The 16,078-nt window shown below is 42.3% G+C and carries 18 protein-coding genes; 9 read left to right on the forward strand and 9 right to left on the reverse strand.

Annotated elements, in window-relative coordinates; all coding sequences use genetic code 11:
* Positions 1 to 201: 201 nt before the first annotated feature.
* From ACVW2L_RS17115 to ACVW2L_RS17125, 3 genes are all read right to left on the reverse strand, one after another.
* Positions 202 to 1,002, reverse strand: coding sequence for a M90 family metallopeptidase (locus ACVW2L_RS17115; protein ID WP_457129170.1), 801 nt, complete (start codon positions 1,000 to 1,002; stop codon positions 202 to 204).
* Positions 1,003 to 1,085: 83 nt separating this feature from the next.
* Complete coding sequence (locus ACVW2L_RS17120) at positions 1,086 to 2,210, reverse strand: alpha/beta hydrolase fold domain-containing protein (protein ID WP_457129171.1); 1,125 nt, start codon at positions 2,208 to 2,210, stop codon at positions 1,086 to 1,088.
* A 7-nt stretch (positions 2,211 to 2,217) separates the two neighbouring features.
* Entirely contained in the window at positions 2,218 to 2,829 is a 612-nt protein-coding gene (locus tag ACVW2L_RS17125) for a SprT-like domain-containing protein (protein WP_457129172.1), read from the reverse strand.
* 93 nt (positions 2,830 to 2,922) lie between these two features.
* Here ACVW2L_RS17125 and ACVW2L_RS17130 point away from each other — a divergent pair, with 93 nt between their 5' ends.
* A complete protein-coding gene (locus ACVW2L_RS17130) occupies positions 2,923 to 3,288 on the forward strand; it encodes a response regulator (RefSeq protein ID WP_457129173.1) in 366 nt (121 codons plus the stop codon).
* Positions 3,289 to 3,314: 26 nt separating this feature from the next.
* On the opposite strand, the gene ACVW2L_RS17135 is transcribed toward ACVW2L_RS17130, so the two are convergent.
* The 4 genes from ACVW2L_RS17135 to ACVW2L_RS17150 form a co-directional block, all read right to left on the reverse strand.
* Positions 3,315 to 4,097, reverse strand: a complete 783-nt coding sequence (locus ACVW2L_RS17135; protein ID WP_457129174.1) for a cupin domain-containing protein — start codon at positions 4,095 to 4,097, stop codon at positions 3,315 to 3,317.
* A 110-nt stretch (positions 4,098 to 4,207) separates the two neighbouring features.
* The gene (locus tag ACVW2L_RS17140) at positions 4,208 to 6,604 is read right to left on the reverse strand and encodes an FG-GAP-like repeat-containing protein (RefSeq protein ID WP_457129175.1); all 2,397 of its coding nucleotides are present in this window, start codon (positions 6,602 to 6,604) and stop codon (positions 4,208 to 4,210) included.
* Positions 6,582 to 7,166 carry an IPT/TIG domain-containing protein gene (locus ACVW2L_RS17145; RefSeq protein ID WP_457129176.1) on the reverse strand — a complete coding sequence of 195 codons (585 nt, stop codon included), beginning with the start codon at positions 7,164 to 7,166 and terminating at the stop codon, positions 6,582 to 6,584. Before ACVW2L_RS17145 ends, ACVW2L_RS17140 begins: the two co-directional genes overlap by 23 nt.
* An 85-nt stretch (positions 7,167 to 7,251) precedes the next feature.
* Complete coding sequence (locus tag ACVW2L_RS17150) at positions 7,252 to 8,268, reverse strand: tetratricopeptide repeat protein (RefSeq protein ID WP_457129177.1); 1,017 nt, start codon at positions 8,266 to 8,268, stop codon at positions 7,252 to 7,254.
* Between the two features lie 118 nt (positions 8,269 to 8,386).
* Here ACVW2L_RS17150 and ACVW2L_RS17155 point away from each other — a divergent pair, with 118 nt between their 5' ends.
* The 5 genes from ACVW2L_RS17155 (at position 8,387) to ACVW2L_RS17175 (ending at position 12,289) form a co-directional block, all read left to right on the forward strand.
* Positions 8,387 to 9,586 carry a serine hydrolase domain-containing protein gene (locus ACVW2L_RS17155; RefSeq protein ID WP_457129178.1) on the forward strand — a complete coding sequence of 400 codons (1,200 nt, stop codon included), beginning with the start codon at positions 8,387 to 8,389 and terminating at the stop codon, positions 9,584 to 9,586.
* Positions 9,587 to 9,745: 159 nt separating this feature from the next.
* The gene (locus tag ACVW2L_RS17160) at positions 9,746 to 10,051 is read left to right on the forward strand and encodes a YbaB/EbfC family nucleoid-associated protein (RefSeq protein ID WP_457129179.1); all 306 of its coding nucleotides are present in this window, start codon (positions 9,746 to 9,748) and stop codon (positions 10,049 to 10,051) included.
* Positions 10,052 to 10,149: 98 nt separating this feature from the next.
* Positions 10,150 to 10,827: a metal-dependent hydrolase gene (locus ACVW2L_RS17165; RefSeq protein ID WP_457129180.1), complete on the forward strand. Its 678-nt coding sequence runs from the start codon at positions 10,150 to 10,152 to the stop codon at positions 10,825 to 10,827.
* Positions 10,828 to 10,982: 155 nt separating this feature from the next.
* Positions 10,983 to 11,387 carry a response regulator gene (locus tag ACVW2L_RS17170; protein WP_457129181.1) on the forward strand — a complete coding sequence of 135 codons (405 nt, stop codon included), beginning with the start codon at positions 10,983 to 10,985 and terminating at the stop codon, positions 11,385 to 11,387.
* A gap of 224 nt (positions 11,388 to 11,611) precedes the next feature.
* A complete protein-coding gene (locus ACVW2L_RS17175; protein WP_457129182.1) occupies positions 11,612 to 12,289 on the forward strand; it encodes an OmpA family protein in 678 nt (225 codons plus the stop codon).
* A 4-nt stretch (positions 12,290 to 12,293) separates the two neighbouring features.
* Here ACVW2L_RS17175 and ACVW2L_RS17180 read toward each other — a convergent pair whose 3' ends face one another.
* Positions 12,294 to 12,416: a hypothetical protein gene (locus ACVW2L_RS17180; RefSeq protein WP_457129183.1), complete on the reverse strand. Its 123-nt coding sequence runs from the start codon at positions 12,414 to 12,416 to the stop codon at positions 12,294 to 12,296.
* Between ACVW2L_RS17180 and ACVW2L_RS17185 the strand changes: the two genes are divergently transcribed.
* Positions 12,415 to 12,777 carry an HYC_CC_PP family protein gene (locus ACVW2L_RS17185; protein ID WP_457129184.1) on the forward strand — a complete coding sequence of 121 codons (363 nt, stop codon included), beginning with the start codon at positions 12,415 to 12,417 and terminating at the stop codon, positions 12,775 to 12,777. The two genes, ACVW2L_RS17180 and ACVW2L_RS17185, sit on opposite strands and share 2 nt — an antisense overlap.
* 80 nt (positions 12,778 to 12,857) lie before the next feature.
* Positions 12,858 to 14,213: a hypothetical protein gene (locus ACVW2L_RS17190; RefSeq protein WP_457129185.1), complete on the forward strand. Its 1,356-nt coding sequence runs from the start codon at positions 12,858 to 12,860 to the stop codon at positions 14,211 to 14,213.
* 98 nt (positions 14,214 to 14,311) lie between these two features.
* Here the strand turns inward: ACVW2L_RS17190 and ACVW2L_RS17195 are convergent, their stop codons facing one another.
* Positions 14,312 to 15,250 carry a LysR substrate-binding domain-containing protein gene (locus ACVW2L_RS17195; protein ID WP_457129186.1) on the reverse strand — a complete coding sequence of 313 codons (939 nt, stop codon included), beginning with the start codon at positions 15,248 to 15,250 and terminating at the stop codon, positions 14,312 to 14,314.
* A 158-nt stretch (positions 15,251 to 15,408) separates the two neighbouring features.
* Here ACVW2L_RS17195 and ACVW2L_RS17200 point away from each other — a divergent pair, with 158 nt between their 5' ends.
* Complete coding sequence (locus ACVW2L_RS17200; protein ID WP_457129187.1) at positions 15,409 to 15,966, forward strand: DNA-3-methyladenine glycosylase I; 558 nt, start codon at positions 15,409 to 15,411, stop codon at positions 15,964 to 15,966.
* The last annotated feature ends 112 nt before the right edge of the window (positions 15,967 to 16,078 follow it).

The raw sequence follows: 16,078 nt of genomic DNA on the forward strand, positions 1-16,078 counted from the left end.
CCAAGAGTTCCTAAAAAATTATTGTGAAACTTACCATACTGCCGATGTGAAGGGCGCATTATGGTTTTGACCTGAAAGATGAATCAAGCCTGAGCGCGCATGTGCAAACGAAGGATTTTACTGAGTTATGATGAAATGAATAAGCTGATAACATCGGTATATGCTGCACATACGCCCCAATCTAAAGATTTACTTTAGGCGCTATTTACTAAACCAGCTTTTCTTTGCCGGAGTTTGTCTGAATATCTGGCTCAATTGTAAATACAACTCAGGGTGGCGTTGTTCAAAACGCCCGGGTTTCTCAAAAAAATACTCAGAAGCAACTGCAAAAAATTCTGCCTCGTTAGTTAGCGCATAAGGGTCAATGTCAGACTTACCTTCTTTTATCCTGTGCATTTCCTGGTGTATTAGTTTAAGCCAGGGTTCGGCATAGCCGTGCGGCATTAAATGCTCCGGTACGCCATCGGTAGCGCCATCTGTTTTGTCAACCAAGTGCACAAACTCATGTATGGCGGTGTTTTGAGCTCCTGAAGCGGATGAAAACCCCTTAAGCAACGCACTGCGCGATAACAGCATTTGGCCGTTCATATAACCTGTGCCAACCATGCCCATTATACTACGATTACCGCCTTCAAACTGGTATTCTGCATCAAAGGTATCAGGGTAAAGAATAACGTTGGTCAAATTAGGATATTCCCAATCGCCAAGGGTAAAAACAGGTATTACAGCACTTGCTGCCACCAGCACACGATCTAGATCTGTAATGTCCAGACCTACGCCTTCAACATTTACATATTGCAGAAAACGGGCTACATGGCTTTCAAAACGCTTTTTACCTTTTGCATCAAGAGCATGGTAATAATCTACGTTGGCTTGAAGCAACGGGATCAGGCTTTTATCAAGCGGTTGCAGGGGAGCTCTGCGGTTCTTGCTTTTACCCCGGAAGATGAACCAAGCTAAAATGGCCAATAGGGGAATAATAATTGCAAAGTAATAGATCATAATCGATGAGAATTAAGGCAATATCTCTAATTGTACTATGCTAACTATTTTTTACGACGCAATGTTTTATCCTCATCAACTACTTATTTAGACGTAACACTTTCCAAAAACCTGCTAACCGCGTACGTTGAGAACTGCCCACCAGGTCCAGTCAGATTAAAATCAAATCCATGGGTGGCCCAGGGTATTTTTAACCAGTAATGCTTAATACTATTTTGTTCCAGTTTTAAATCTAAGCGGCGGCTATGCTCATACGCTACCAAAACATCGTTTTCCCCATGAATGATAAGCGTTGGTGGCGAACTGCTATCTACAAACTCAATAGGCGAACTGGTGAAATAGTTTTTCTGCACTTCATCATAAGTACCGCCCAGATATTGTTCCATTACACCCCGCGAATCCATAACCAGTGGGCTGGCCGGAACCGAGTAACCCCACACCATATCAGAAGGCCCGTAAAAATCAATTACCCCTTTAATACCGGCATCTTTAAAGGTGTAGGCAGCTAACAATGCTATTTGTGCCCCCGCCGAGCGGCCGAGCAAAACAAACTTGTTGGTATCAATATTCAGACTACCGGCACGAGCCCGCAAATAAACCAACGCGTTTTTAACATCTTCTACCTGTAAAGGGCTTTGATATTGGGGTGCCTTGCGGTAATTTATAGCCGCTACATTATAGCCCATTGCTGCGAGATGACTATTAAGCTCGGGCAATTGTTTACTATCGCCGCTGCTCCACGATCCTCCGTGAATAACCAAAACACAAGGGCGTTTACCTCCGGCCTGCGCTGGGTAAAAGTCAAGATCTAATTTAATGTCCGGATAATTGATATACTTAAACTCTCTGTAAGCCACTTTGGATAAAGAAGGTAACATTCCTCCAAACCTAAAGGGCTTATCAATTTTACCCGAAGTTGTTACGCCCACGCTTGCGTCCATCTCCTTTTGCAGGCTGCCAGCTACAAAATAGGCCCGCATTATTGGCGACAAAAATAACAGCATGGAAGCCGCCCCAATTACAGTGCCTGCAAGTTGGTGTTTTTGCACCCAAAAACCCGCCATCAGCAATGCACTTACTATGGCCGCAAAAACCAGCGGATACTCAGTAACAGCAATTGCTAATAACCACAAGTAGTATGCAGGAGCTTTGAACACCGCCAAAAGCGAGATCAGGAAAAAGATGATGATGAGAACCAGGCGTATCATAGCAAAACTAATCTTTCAACAGTTCAACTTCTGCTACGGGGCTAAACAGATACAAGCGCTTTGTACTCACTTCTGTACACTTGTACCTTTTGCGCAACTTTTCTTCCTTACGGAAAATTCGGCCGTCTTTTAATTTAAAAAGCGCGTGTACGGGTATTTTCTCTACGGTATGAATATCTTCTTTAGGGGCATCATATTTTCGCAGCGACCGATAAAGACTCAGATCTGAGCAGCTTGAAGCGGCCGGATTGTTGAGATAGCTCACAATAGCGTGCCTAACATCGGGCGGGAAAACTTCTTCTTCAAAAAAAGGCTGCATCATACGTTTAAAATTGCTTTTCCACTCTATACCATGCGGCTTTGCTTTGTGTTTATGCTCATTCCATGTATGCAGGTGTGCAAATTCATGCACAGTAGTCACCAAAAACGCGTAGGGGTTAAGGTCGTAATTTACCGATATACGATGGCCCTTGCCATCATGCGGGGGCCGGTAATCGCCAAATTTGCTGTTGCGGTTTCGCGATATTTTAAACTCACACTTAAAGTAATCTATCCAGCGGCCAATAAGCGGTGCAGCATCGGGCGGCAGATAGCGTTCTAAAATTTTTACTTTATCCAATTGTACCTCAAGCAGTAAAGATAAACCTTTGTGGGGATATTTAAAAAAACAGTGGCACAGCGTTTGACTTATTATATTACAAAATGAGATACCATGATGAAGAGGATATTAATAGTGGATGACAACAAATTCATGGTAGAGGTAATGACCTATATATTAAACAGTAAGGGATATGAAGTAATAGCGTTAAACACCGGCAATGAAGTATTTAATACTATTAAAATAGACCATCCCGATTTAGTAATATTAGATCTGGCCCTGCCTGATCTGGATGGACCCGATATATGCAAGCTGCTTAAATTAAATACTTCTACAAAAAACCTACCTGTTATTTTGTGTTCGGGCGCTGAGGATCTTGACGAGGCCCTTATGCTTCCCGGCGCGCCAAACGACGTATTGCACAAGCCCTTTGACCTGGTTTCACTGGTGCAAAAAGTTGAATACCAGTTAGCTGCTTAATAAGTTAGTCTTCAATATTTCAACCATTAATCCTTTTTTAGCAAATGCCATTGTATGGCATAGTAACCGCATGGTTTGCTACCGATGTTTTGAGCGGCATGCAACACTTTTGATCCCATTAAAACAGCATCACCGTTCTGCGCCATAAATTTTTCCTCACCTATCTGGAACTGGCATTCTCCGTCTATCATCAGTATCAGCTCCTCGGCGCGGTGCGTGTGCGGATCATGGCTGTTAAAGCCGTTGTTTAATACAGTGGCATGTACATCAAAGCGCTCAAACATGGTTGTTGGTCTATCGTATACGTTGCGGGTTTCGCCTTTGGCAGATTTACCTACGCGAAGGGCGTTCCAGTCTTTTATGAAAGATGGTCCCGCATCGTGCCCACGCTTTATATCCTCCAGTTTTGTTTTATAATTCATAGCGTACCAGCTAACAGGTTCGGTGGTGCTATTCTCAAAAGTCATTCTATCGCCGGCCAGCACCAACGCCAAACTGCCCGGACCAACAGTTTTGCTGCTATCGCCAACAGTTAATTTAATGGTTCCGCTTTTTACCACTATCAATTGCTCAAACTTGCTATCCGTAGTGGTCGAGGTATATGTTTTCCCCGCGGGCAAGGTATTTACATACACGTCGAACTGTTTAACGTCCAACGTTGAGCCCGATGCTACGAGGCGCTTCTCCAGCACGCCCACCTTTTGCACTTTGGCATTACTTAGTTTGTAAACCGCAGCATGCAACGAGTCGATAGCGGCCATCGCGCCGGTAGATATAAAAAGGCAAGTGGCCAAAAAAAGTGCTTTCATAAATTTATAATTGGGACCCAAAGGTTTTAAAAGTGTAGTGACAGGTAGATTGATTGTCGCTTTTTTATCAGTTAGTGTATAGCGCGCTGCTGTTGCTTAAAAAAGGCCTGTTATCTTAGTATAGTAACATTACCGCTTCGTCTGTCTTTTGACAATGGCGTATCTATTAAATAATAGTAGGTGCCTGTTGGCAATTTTTTACCGTTAAAAAGCCCATCCCACGCTTGGGTGTAACCCTTAGACTGAAATAATAGCATTCCGTTCCTGTTAAATACTTTTAAAACGTAATCTGTATAATCAGCAAGACCCCCAATTTCCCACACGTCATTTATTCCGTCCCCGTTAGGCGAAAACGCGTTAGGTATTGTGATACCTATTGGCTTCAAGATATCCATCACTATTGACGAGCTTACGCCCGTAATAACGCAAAACCCATCCGGAGTAACCGCACAGGTCACTTCATCTCCATTCTTTAATGATGTTGTTCTAAAACTGGCTGCATTAATACCGGTGTTTACGCCATTTATTCTCCACTGATAATTAGCTATTGAAGCCTGAGTTGAAGCTGTAAAGGTAATTGGTGTGCCGGCATATACGTTGTTAGCTGAGGCGGCTATAGAAACTTGCGGAGCAATAGGTGTAATAATTGTAACTGCTACCTCATTAGATAAGGCAGTAGTGTTAGTTAAGCATTGTGCAGAATTGTTGATTAGCATACAAGTAATCTTATCGCCATTTACCAACGCGGTATAGGTGTATGCAGGTACTGAAGTGATATCAGCCAATTTATTGTTAACATACCAGCTGTACGACGGATTGGCGCCTGGGTTTGTAGGTGTAGCGTAAAATGATACGGCTGATCCCTGGCAGGTTTGGCCGCCTGTTACATGTATGCTTACCGTAGGCGTTACTAAAGATTGCACATTAACATTCAGCTTATTAAATATAATCGGGCTTGCTCCGCAGCTGATGCTGGGGGTTATTTTACATTGAATTAAATCGCTTGCCGATATATCATCTACTATTAAAATAGCGCTGTTACCTCCTATTACTGAGCCGTTACGTAGCCATTCGTATGATGGCGTTGAACCGGCATCAAATACATTAGCAGTAAAAGTTACCGATGATCCGGCGCAAGGAAAACCAGTGCTAGCATTGATGGTTGCGGTTGGCGTGGGCGGAAAGCTAACGGTTAAAACCTGCGACTGGGGCGCGGCAGCATTATATAGATTGTTGCCGGGCTGCGTAACGGTTATAGTTGTGGACCCTGTACCGACAATATGAATGACGCCTGTGCCGGATATTGTGGCCACAGCCGGATTGCTGCTGCTGTAAAATATGGGCATTGGTGTGCCGGAGGAAGCGTTGGCAGAAAAATCTGCATCGCAAATTAATTTGGGTCCTATAGCCGGGAAAGCTATAGACTGATATTGTTTGATTTCAAATGGCCTGAAAACAGGGGTTGCTGCCAGAAAATTCGCGCTTGCCGGCTGGCTGGCAGTAATTGTTGTTGTTCCGGGGCCTATCACTTGTATTTGCCCGTCGGGTCTTATTATTGCTACAGATGTATCGCTACTGGTATAAACTATGGGGGTTTCGGTATTATTACTTGTTGCCCCGGTATTCAGAATATTATCCGGCCCAATATCAGTCTGAACAGGTGGTGGAAAAGTTATAATTGATGGTACTTTTTGAGGGTCTGAAAGTAAAATTGATATGGTTTGATCTATATTATTTCCCGTGATTACGTCAGGCTTACCGTTTCCATCAATATCAGCAATACTTATGCTTGTAGGAGACACATTTATAGGAAAATCTATCTTATTATTAAAGCTAATATTAGTGTTTGAGCTGATGTTTATTAATACGGATACAGACTTGTTATCTTTATTGGTAATTGCAATATCCGGCTTGCTATCTCCGTCGATATCTCCAGCAGCAATACTTAAATTCCAATCGCCAGTAGTTATATATTGGCGTGGTAAAAATGCAATACTACCAGAAGAGCTATTGTTTTTGAAAAATGAAATACCGTTAGCGTCATAATTAGCCACTCCTATGTCCGGCTTGTCGTCGCCATTAAAATCCGCGATCAAAAAGTTTTCGGCTAAACCGCCCGACGGGGTAAGGCTAATGGCAACAGGGCTTTCAAAATTGATGCTGTTTAAGGTTGATATGTTTCTAAATACATGCGCATTGCCGTTTGACCTTAGCGTTATGACATCGGGTTTCCCATCTACATCTATATCTGAGATTAAAACCCCGGTTATATCTGCCTGTACTGGAAAGACTTTGTGTGTCAAAAAAGATACCGGTGATCCTGGCATTGTAGAATTAGTGTAAACAGCGATTGTCTGAGTAAAACCGTTGCCGCCTACTACGATATCCGGCTTTCCGTCGCCATTAAAATCTGCTGTAGCAACGTCAACAAGATCATAAAGAAAAGTTTCTGGATAGACAGTTGCTATGAAACTGATCTGACCATTAACTGTTGAATTTATAAACACATGAAGATCGTCCCCAATCGCTTGACACTATAATATCCGGTTTACCGTCGCCATTTAAATCCTCAATAACCAGGTTATTACCTATATCTAACGGGGCTTGATAAGCTATTTGAAAGTTGGGCACATTTAATTGGCTGTTGTTTTTTAAAATTTTTATATCATCTGCAGTTACAGCCACAATATCGGTTTTCCCGTCATCATCCATATCCTTTAGCGTAAAAGCCCGCACATTCGAGGCTGGAAAACTAACTTTGCTTTTAAGTGAATTTGAAGTGAAGGATGGACTGTTAAAAGTTACCGTAAAGGGTTTATAGTAATACGCCGTAAGGCCGTTGGTAGTTACAGTAATACCTTGTTGATTGCTGCCCGCCGGTGCATTAACAGTTAGCAGGCCTTGGCTTGCGGTAATTACATTTGCCCTGGCGGCGCCGAAAAAAACCACGTTATTGGCCGCATTAGTGTCAAAGTTACTGCCTGTGATAGTAACCACTGTTCCAATAGGTCCGCTTAACGGACTGATAGCGCTTATGCTCGGAACCTGAGCATACACCGCGTTTATCACAAGTAAAACGAATAATGCAATTAATAAGATACAGCGCAAGTGACGATGATTTGATTTTTGACTAATATAGTTAGAAAACATCTTCTCAAAAACCTCTGCTTATATTATTCACCCACCCTTCCAGCGCGGCAACTTTAGCCGGATTGGCCTGTTTCCATTTTTCATACGCCGCTTCGTCAGCGCCCTTGCTAATCAATTGTGCCAAAGCTTCAACATGGCCGCTTTGTGCCAGATTATTTAAAAAAATAACAAAAAAGCTATCAAAGAAGGTTTTGGTAACCTTCTTAGTTGTCGCCTGCCCGGCAAAACTGAAAATGTTTTTAAGCTGATACTCCAGTAATGACACGCCCGACAGTTTTTGTGCGGCAGGCGAATTAATAATTGTTTTTATGCCGGCGTTTAGTGCATCCGCTTCTTTTGCTTCGGCGGTTGTCAGCTCTTTCGTATCGGCCCCTTTTAAAACGCCGCCTTTTAAAATGCTTTGCATATTGCTATATGCTTCTTCGGCCCGTGGTGAGTTGGGGTCCGTTAGTAAAAAGCTGCAAAGCCCTAATAAAGCATTCATTCTTTTATTTTGATGAAACGCCACCAGTGCATATAAGCGCTGACTGTTGGCGTGCTTTACATCCAATTTGATAGCCTCTATCGAGGCTTTTTCCGCTTCGGCGTATTGTTTATCCCTAAAATATGCCAGCCCGAGATTGAACCACATGTTTTGATCATTAGGGTAGGTTTTTAAACCCTCATTATAAACAGCAATGGCCTTAACCGCCTGTGCCGATGCATCATAAATTGCTCCTAAAAGACTATAAGCTGCGGCAGTATAGTTAGAGCTTAATTTGGTTGCTTTCTCGGCGTACGGTATAGCCTCATTACCATTCTTTAATGCTACCATGCTAAACGCCAGCTGATAATTTGCAGCGGCGTTATCCGGTTCGGTTTTAAGGGCCTCTTTAAATTTGGAACTTGCTTCTGCATGCTTGCCTGCTTTTTGAAGTTCTATGCCCTCGCTTAACAAAGCAGGTGCCTTACCTTGTGCGAAAATTATTATCGAACAAAAAACAAAAAGGGCTGTTAGTAATGGTTTAAAAAAGGTTTGCATACTTAAAGTTAAAGACTGGTTAACTAAAGCTATTAATTGTTTAAAACTTTAGTTTTATGGTTATTATTTAATTTTGAAATTGCGGGCTTATTGTTTTCATCATATACCTACATACTAAGTGAATTTACGCGCATCTGTTTTTATACCCCTACTGGCTTTAATTGCCTCCTGCTCTTCCGGCTCTAACAATACAAAAAGCGCGGCTTCAAACATCGACAAACTTGACACTACAGCGCTGTTAAGTTACAACGCCAAAAACGCAGATAAACGTATTGATGAATATATGCAAAAACTGCATAAAACCCGCGGTTTTAACGGGAACGTGCTGGTTGCGAAAAAAGGTAAAATAATTTACGAGAACGCCATTGGCTGGGCTGATTATCTGCATCGCGACAGCCTGAAAATAAGCTCAGAGTTTGAACTGGCCTCTATATCTAAAACCATGACGGGTACTGCGGTTTTGATATTAATGGAGCGCGGTAAGCTTAAGCTTGATCAGGATGTTCGCCAGTTTTTTCCAAATTTTCCGTATGAGGGTGTTACCATACGTTTGCTGTTAACCCACCGATCGGGTATGATGAACTATGTTTATTTTGTTGATGATATTTACCGCAAAGAGAAGCGCGATCAAAAAAAGGGATTGACCAATATGGAGGCTATGGATATGATAGCCAAATATAAACCGGCGCGGTATAATAAACCCGATATTTCATTTCATTACAACAATTCCAACTTTATGGTGCTGGGTGCTATAATTGAAAAAGTGAGCGGCATGCCTTACGCGCAGTTTTTGAAAGAGAATGTGTTTAAGCCTGCTAAAATGATGCATACCCATGTTTACTCAAAGGCTAATTATGATAAGATCCCTGTTGATGTTGTGGGGCACGATCGCGGCAGCTGGCGCTACTCTGTAGTGCAGAATTTTTTAGATGGCCCTGTTGGCGACAAGGGTATATACAGCACTGTTAAAGACCTTTATCTGTTTGACCGCGCCATTCGGGCAGGTTTGTTGCTAAAAAAAGAAACGCTCGACTCGGCCTATGCCCCGCATAACAAGTGGCTTCGCGGTCACTTTAACTATGGATACGGATGGCGCATATTTGAATCGCCGGGACAAAAAGTGGTTTATCATACCGGTTGGTGGCACGGGTTCAGGCATATTTATCTGCGCGATCTTAAAAATGATATCACTATAGTATTATTATCAAACCTTGCCAACGGTAGTTTGTTAGATCTGGACGATTTGTTTAAAATCACCGGTATGCCCGTTGTTAGAAAAGGTGCTTACAACGGTAGCGGCGACGCGAGTGAAGATTAGTTTTGATGTGCAGATGCGTGGATATGCGGATGTGCAGATAAGAATGATGTGCAGATGTGTGGATATGCAGATGTGCAGATATAATTGGATTAAGTAATTTAGTAATTAGGGTAATGCATCTGCAAATTAGCAATTTTGCATATCCGCACATTTACAGATATGTTCGACAAAATAATGGAGGCACAGCAAAAAGCTGGCGAGATAAAAAAGAGATTAGATGGCATTACAGTTATCGGCACTGCCGAGGGCGGTAAAATAACGGTGACCGCAAACGCTAACAAAGTTGTTCAGAGCGTAGCCATTGCCGAGGATTTTTTGAAGGACAGCGACCGAGAAGAGTTGGAAGAGCTTTTGGTAGTGGCCATTAACAAAGCCCTGCAGCAAGCCGACAATGTTAGCCAAAGTGAAATGGCTGCAGCCACTAAGGATATGTTTGGCGGACTTGGCGGCTTATTTGGAAAGTAAGACCTTGATTTAAGGATTTTTTAGATGACCATGAGTGGTGTTTAATTAAAATCATTGATCATAAAATCGTTTAATCATAAAATTTTAGTTCAGACGAAATGAAAACCACTTACTACGGGCAGTCGGCTATAATGATAGAGGCCGAAGGAAAAAGACTATTGTTTGATCCTTTTATTACGCCTAATCCGGCGGCAAAGCATATTGATACTAATGCTTTAAAGCCCGATTATATTTTGGTTTCTCACGGCCATGGCGACCATGTTGCCGATTTGGTAGCCATACAAAAAAGTAGCGGAGCCAAAGTTATCTGTATAGCCGAAATTGCCAACTGGCTTAACAACCAGGGCATTGAAAACGTGCACGGCATGAACATAGGGGGCGGCTTTAATTTTGAGTTTGGCCGGGTTAAGATGGTAAACGCCGTACACTCCAGCACCCTGCCCGATGGTTCATCAGGAGGCAATCCTGCCGGGTTTGTTTTATATTCTGAAGGCAAAAAGGTATACTTTGCTGGCGATACCGCACTTACTTATGATATGAAATTGCTGGAAGATGAAAATCTCGACTGGGCATTTCTACCCATCGGCGACAACTACACCATGGGAGTAGATGACGCTATTAAAGCTACGCGGTTTATCAATTGCAAAAACGTTATCGGCGTTCATTACGATACCTTCCCGGTTATCAGTATTGACAAAGATGAAGCTATAGAAAAGTTTATAAAAGCCGGTGTAAACATCAAGTTGCCGGCTATTGGCGAGGAAATAGCTTTATAGTTTTAAATGTGCTCGTTCCTCGCATTATTTGCCAATAATTATACTTCTCATAAACAGGCATTTATTATCATTTAGCTAAATGCGTACGGCCAGGCATTTAAATCTTCCTTGCTAAATGCTATATTGGGGCATTATAGATAGCCCCTTCACAGTAAATGAAAAAAATAGATATTGCCTGCGTAATTGATGACGACGATATATACACTTTCACGGTAAAAAAGATCATCGACAATTCACAACTGGCAAAAAAAACCTTGTTCTTTCCTAACGGCAAACTTGCCCTTGATTTTTTTAACGAATACCTTCATCAAACTGCCGATCTACCTGATCTTATCATGCTTGACATTAATATGCCGGTACTTGATGGCTGGCAATTTATGGATGAGTTTATTAAACTTAGCCCGCTTATTAATAAACGCATAGTGGTATACATTGTAAGCTCTTCAATAGATCGTGCGGATTTTAATAAGGCGAAAGGTTATGAGCAGATATCTGATTTTATAGTGAAGCCTGTAAGTTCAGCCATGTTCCGCAAAATGGTAGAGGATATAGCTGCTTAATTAATTCAGCCTGCGTTTTTCCCATATTTCAGTTTTTATCAACCATATTTGTACTAAAAAACAGACAACTTGGCTGGTTGTGGTTTATTAGACACAGCCATTTAGTTGGTATTATTTCCCAATTATTAAATTTTTATTGTTTTAGTAACATTAGCTGCCGGTGATATTATAATATCTTTTTGGCACTTGCTTTGACTGTGTTGGTTTATATATCAATAAATATTATGAAAACATATAGATTAAAAGTAGCTACAATTGGTTTAGCAATGACGGCAGTTGCCATTATGGGCGCAGGTTGCAGCTCAATGAACAAAACACAAAAAGGTGCAGCCATAGGTGTGGGTGCAGGCGGCGCAATTGGCGCTATAATAGGAAAAAGCGCAGGTAACACTGCTTTAGGTGCTATAATAGGTGGCGCGGTAGGTGGTACAGCCGGCGCATTGATAGGTCGCCGGATGGATAAGCAGGCTGCGGAGATAAAACAAACTGTTCCGGGCGCTACTGTAATAAGAGATGGTGAAGGTATTTTAGTTAAGTTCGACTCAGGTATTTTGTTTGACACAGATAAAGCTGATGTTAAATCTGCTGCGCAAACCAACTTGCTAAATTTGGCTACATCACTTAAAAACAATCCTGAAACAAACATCATGATCATCGGTCATACAGATGATACCGGTTCTGATAGCCACAACATGGATCTTTCTGTAAAAAGAGCTGAATCTGTTAAATCATACCTGGCTATGAATAGTGTAAGCGGGTCTCGTTTAAGCACTACCGGCAAAGGCGAATCTGAGCCAATAGCTGCTAACACTACTGTTGATGGCCGCGCTCAAAATCGTAGGGTTGAGATAGTTATCTTAGCTAACGAGAAAATGAAGCAAGAAGCAAAATCAGGCAACTAATTTACTACACCATATAGTTTTTTAAAGAACCGGGCATCTGTCCGGTTTTTTTATTTTTTATACTATTGATAATAAATACTTTATCGCCTACATTTGTGGTGATGAAAAAGTTTGCTATTATATTCATGATCTTGCTGTACGGTGCAACCGGTACCGGCTTTGCCATGAATGTGCACTTTTGCAGCGGAACTGTAGCATCTGTCAAAATAAACAGTAATGCCCCCACCTGTGGCCCGGACGGCGAAAAGATGAAGGGCTGCACTGATAAAAAAGTTGATGTAAAGGTTAAAGACGCCCATCAGGCCGAAGCATCATCTAAAGCGCCGGCCATATTCAGTTTTGAACTTCCCGGCTTTTCATTGAGTGACTTTTTTCCCGCGGCCCATCAGGCTTTGCTTGAAAAGCTCTTTGACAAAACCCCACCTCCCGGCCCACCTGCAACCCCCAAGGTTGAGCCCTTTTTAAAGAACCGCAATCTGCGTATCTGATAATTCCTTACCGTTTACTCTATTAAACTTTGCATAGCTATCCGCTTTGCATAATTTTTTATTACGATCAATTTATTCAGATGAAACAAATAATAATCATTGCCGCGCTGGTATTGGTGTGCGCTAATCCGCTTTTTGCGCAGCATCAGAACCACACTACCGATATTACTAAAACCAACCAACACACTGATGAAGGCCCGCCAATGACAAGTAAATTCTCATTGGATCTGCCCATGAGCCGAGATGGATCAGGCACATCATGGGTACCTGACGAAACCCCCATATATGCCTATATGATACACGGCAGGAAATGGATGACCATGATACACGGCGACTTTTTTCTTCGCTACAACAAACAGGATGTATTTAACGCGGGTACGCGTGGCGGCAGCAGGTTTGACGCGCCTAACATGGTAATGGCAATGAGCCAAAGACGGGTTGGCCGCAACGGGCTGTTCGCTGTTAATGCTATGTTTTCTTTAGATCCGTTTTTGGTTGGCAATGGTGGTTATCCGCTGCTGTATCAAACCGGCGAAAGCTACAAAGGCAATATTTTGGTTGATCGCCAGCACCCGCATGATCTGTTTGCGCAACTAAGTTTGGCCTATACCCATAGGGTTGCAACCAATACAGATCTATCGTTATCTGTGGGCTACCCCAGCGAGCCTGCATTAGGGCCACCTGTATTTATGCATCGTCTGTCTGGCTGGAACACGCCCGATGCGCCCTTAAGTCACCATTATCAGGATGCTACACATATTGCATTTGGCGTAGCTACATTGGGGCTCAGGCATAAGAATTTCAAATTAGAAGGCTCCGTTTTCACCGGCCGCGAACCGGATGAATTTCGGTATGGTTTTGATAAGCCCCGATTTGATTCCTATTCGGTGCGCTTATCATACAACCCTACATCGCAATGGGCTTTCCAGGTATCAAATGGTTGGCTCCATAGTCCCGAGGAAGCTCACCACGCCAATGTTAACCGCTTTACGGCATCAGCCATACACACTAAAATGCTTAGCTCAAGCAGTTATGTAGCAACAACATTGGTGTATGGCCAAAATAAACATGCCGGGCATGGTGAAACACAGCCATCTATATTGTTGGAAAGTACAATGCAATGGACCAAAGCAGCGCTGTACGGAAGATACGAATTTGTGCAAAAAGATGCTGAAGCGCTCGATCTTGACGATGCTTTGCCTGGCAACCCCAAATTAAATATCAACGCGATAACTTTAGGTACCAATTATATTTTAGGAACTTTTAAGCAAACCAATCTAACTGCCGGCGTACAAGGCACTTTAAATGTCTCCCCCGGTCCTGTAAAATATATTTATGGCTCTGCGCCGGTAGCGCTGCAGGTTTATCTGCGCGTTAACCCATCCATGTTAAAAATGGGCAGGCCGAGAAAGATGATGATGGATATGGAAATGTAGCAATTGGTCATGCCGAACTTGTTTCGGCATCTCATCCGCCTGATTATACAAACAGGAAGTGGATTGATGAGCTGCTGAAACAAGTTCAGCATGACATTTTAGTTTATTTCCATCACTTCCTTTTTTTTCTTGCTTCGCATGCGCTTAGGTACCAGCTCCAGTATTTCGCTCTTTAGTGCCTCTATCATCCGACGTTTTAAAAAGTTTTTTTGGATAACAATACTTACTTCCCTAGCCGGCTCCGGCGATTTGAAGTAGTGCACCCGTTCCATCTGTTTCTCGCTCATATCCGCCAATGCTAGCTCGGGCAATATGGTGGCGCCGTTGTTTTGTTCTACCATGCGCTTCAAGGTTTCAACACTGCCTGTATTATACTCAAAATGCCTAAAGCCTTGTGTTGATTTTCGGCGCTGGCAAATATTCAGCACCTGCTCGCGCATGCAGTGCCCCTCGTTCAATACCCAGATCTCTTCCATATCAATATCATCAGGCGTAATGTTCTTCTTCTTTGAAAGTGTACTGTTTTTTGAAGCGTAAGCCACAAAATTTTCATAGAAGACCGGGATCTCCCTTAAAGCACTTTCCCGTAGCGGGGTAGAAAGTATGCCACAATCTAAGGTACCCAACTTTAGTTGCTGAATGATCTGCTCTGTAGTTTGCTCCCACACCACTAATTTAACCTGCGGATATCGTTCAATAAAGCCTTTTATTACTTTAGGCAATATATAAGGCGATATGGTTGGAATGATCCCCACCTTCAACTCACCCGCAAGTTCGCGTTGCCTGTCGGATATGATCTCCTTTATTTTTTCGCTTTCGCTTAATAATATCCTGGCTTGCTGAATAATATCAATGCCTATTTCTGTAGGGGTTACAGGCTGTTTGCTGCGGTCGAAAAGTTTAACACCCAGCGTGTCTTCCAACTTTTGCACTTGCATACTTAAGGTGGGTTGCGTTACAAAACATTTCTCTGCAGCCACCACAAAACTACGGTAAGTATCAACCGCCACAATGTATTCTAATTGAACTATCGTCATATAAACAAAATCTATTGTAAATGTAATAATAAATTGATTCAATCTATATATTGTATTTTCTTTGCCTTTTTAACAGAACAGATAGGGCAATTTAAGCGTTTTACTAAAAATATTGGCAATCTAAATCAATTTGCTATATTTAGTTTTTATTTGCTGATATGGAAACAACTACCTTAAAAAGATGCGCCTGGTGCGGCGCCGACCCTTTGTACATGAAATACCATGATGAAGAGTGGGGCAAGACAACTTATGATGATAAAGTGCTTTTTGAGTTTTTGATACTTGAAGCCGCGCAGGCCGGACTGAGCTGGATAACCATTTTAAAACGCCGCGAGGGTTATCGTAATGCGTTTGCCGCATTTGATGCACACAAAGTTGCTGCATTTACGGATGACGATGTGGAGCGGCTGATGCAGGATGCAGGCATTATTCGTAATCGCTTAAAGATTAAAGCTGCCATTAAAAGCGCCAATTTGTTTTTACAGGTGCAAAAAGAATTTGGCTCGTTCGCCAAGTATTTGTACAACTTTATGCCCGAGGGCAAACCCATCAACAATACCTCTGGCGCCACGCCAGTTACCACACCCATATCCGACGTTATAAGCAAGGATATGAAAAAGCGTGGATTTACCTTTTTTGGCAGCGTAATATGTTATGCGTTTATGCAGGCTACTGGGATGGTGAACGACCATGTACCCGCGTGTTCTTTTAAATGATTACACCGATTTTTATTGTTGCGTCAACATAAATTGTATTTTTGAATCACATCGGTCTTAATCAGAGAAACCACAACTGGAATTTGTGAATCGTAATATATCGGTGCAATCA

It is taken from the genome of Mucilaginibacter sp. HD30 (assembly GCF_054061755.1).

Bases quoted from the DNA above. Each gene is read 5' to 3' on its own strand.
- ACVW2L_RS17115 (WP_457129170.1), bottom strand. From the start codon at position 1,002: ATGATCTATTACTTTGCAATTATTATTCCCCTATTGGCCATTTTAGCT.
- ACVW2L_RS17120 (WP_457129171.1), bottom strand. From the start codon at position 2,210: ATGATACGCCTGGTTCTCATCATCATCTTTTTCCTGATCTCGCTTTTG.
- ACVW2L_RS17130 (WP_457129173.1), top strand. From the start codon at position 2,923: ATGATGAAGAGGATATTAATAGTGGATGACAACAAATTCATGGTAGAG.
- ACVW2L_RS17135 (WP_457129174.1), bottom strand. From the start codon at position 4,097: ATGAAAGCACTTTTTTTGGCCACTTGCCTTTTTATATCTACCGGCGCG.
- ACVW2L_RS17150 (WP_457129177.1), bottom strand. From the start codon at position 8,268: ATGCAAACCTTTTTTAAACCATTACTAACAGCCCTTTTTGTTTTTTGT.
- ACVW2L_RS17160 (WP_457129179.1), top strand. From the start codon at position 9,746: ATGTTCGACAAAATAATGGAGGCACAGCAAAAAGCTGGCGAGATAAAA.
- ACVW2L_RS17165 (WP_457129180.1), top strand. From the start codon at position 10,150: ATGAAAACCACTTACTACGGGCAGTCGGCTATAATGATAGAGGCCGAA.
- ACVW2L_RS17170 (WP_457129181.1), top strand. From the start codon at position 10,983: ATGAAAAAAATAGATATTGCCTGCGTAATTGATGACGACGATATATAC.
- ACVW2L_RS17175 (WP_457129182.1), top strand. From the start codon at position 11,612: ATGAAAACATATAGATTAAAAGTAGCTACAATTGGTTTAGCAATGACG.
- ACVW2L_RS17185 (WP_457129184.1), top strand. From the start codon at position 12,415: ATGATCTTGCTGTACGGTGCAACCGGTACCGGCTTTGCCATGAATGTG.
- ACVW2L_RS17180 (WP_457129183.1), bottom strand. From the start codon at position 12,416: ATGAATATAATAGCAAACTTTTTCATCACCACAAATGTAGGCGATAAA.
- ACVW2L_RS17190 (WP_457129185.1), top strand. From the start codon at position 12,858: ATGAAACAAATAATAATCATTGCCGCGCTGGTATTGGTGTGCGCTAAT.
- ACVW2L_RS17195 (WP_457129186.1), bottom strand. From the start codon at position 15,250: ATGACGATAGTTCAATTAGAATACATTGTGGCGGTTGATACTTACCGT.
- ACVW2L_RS17200 (WP_457129187.1), top strand. From the start codon at position 15,409: ATGGAAACAACTACCTTAAAAAGATGCGCCTGGTGCGGCGCCGACCCT.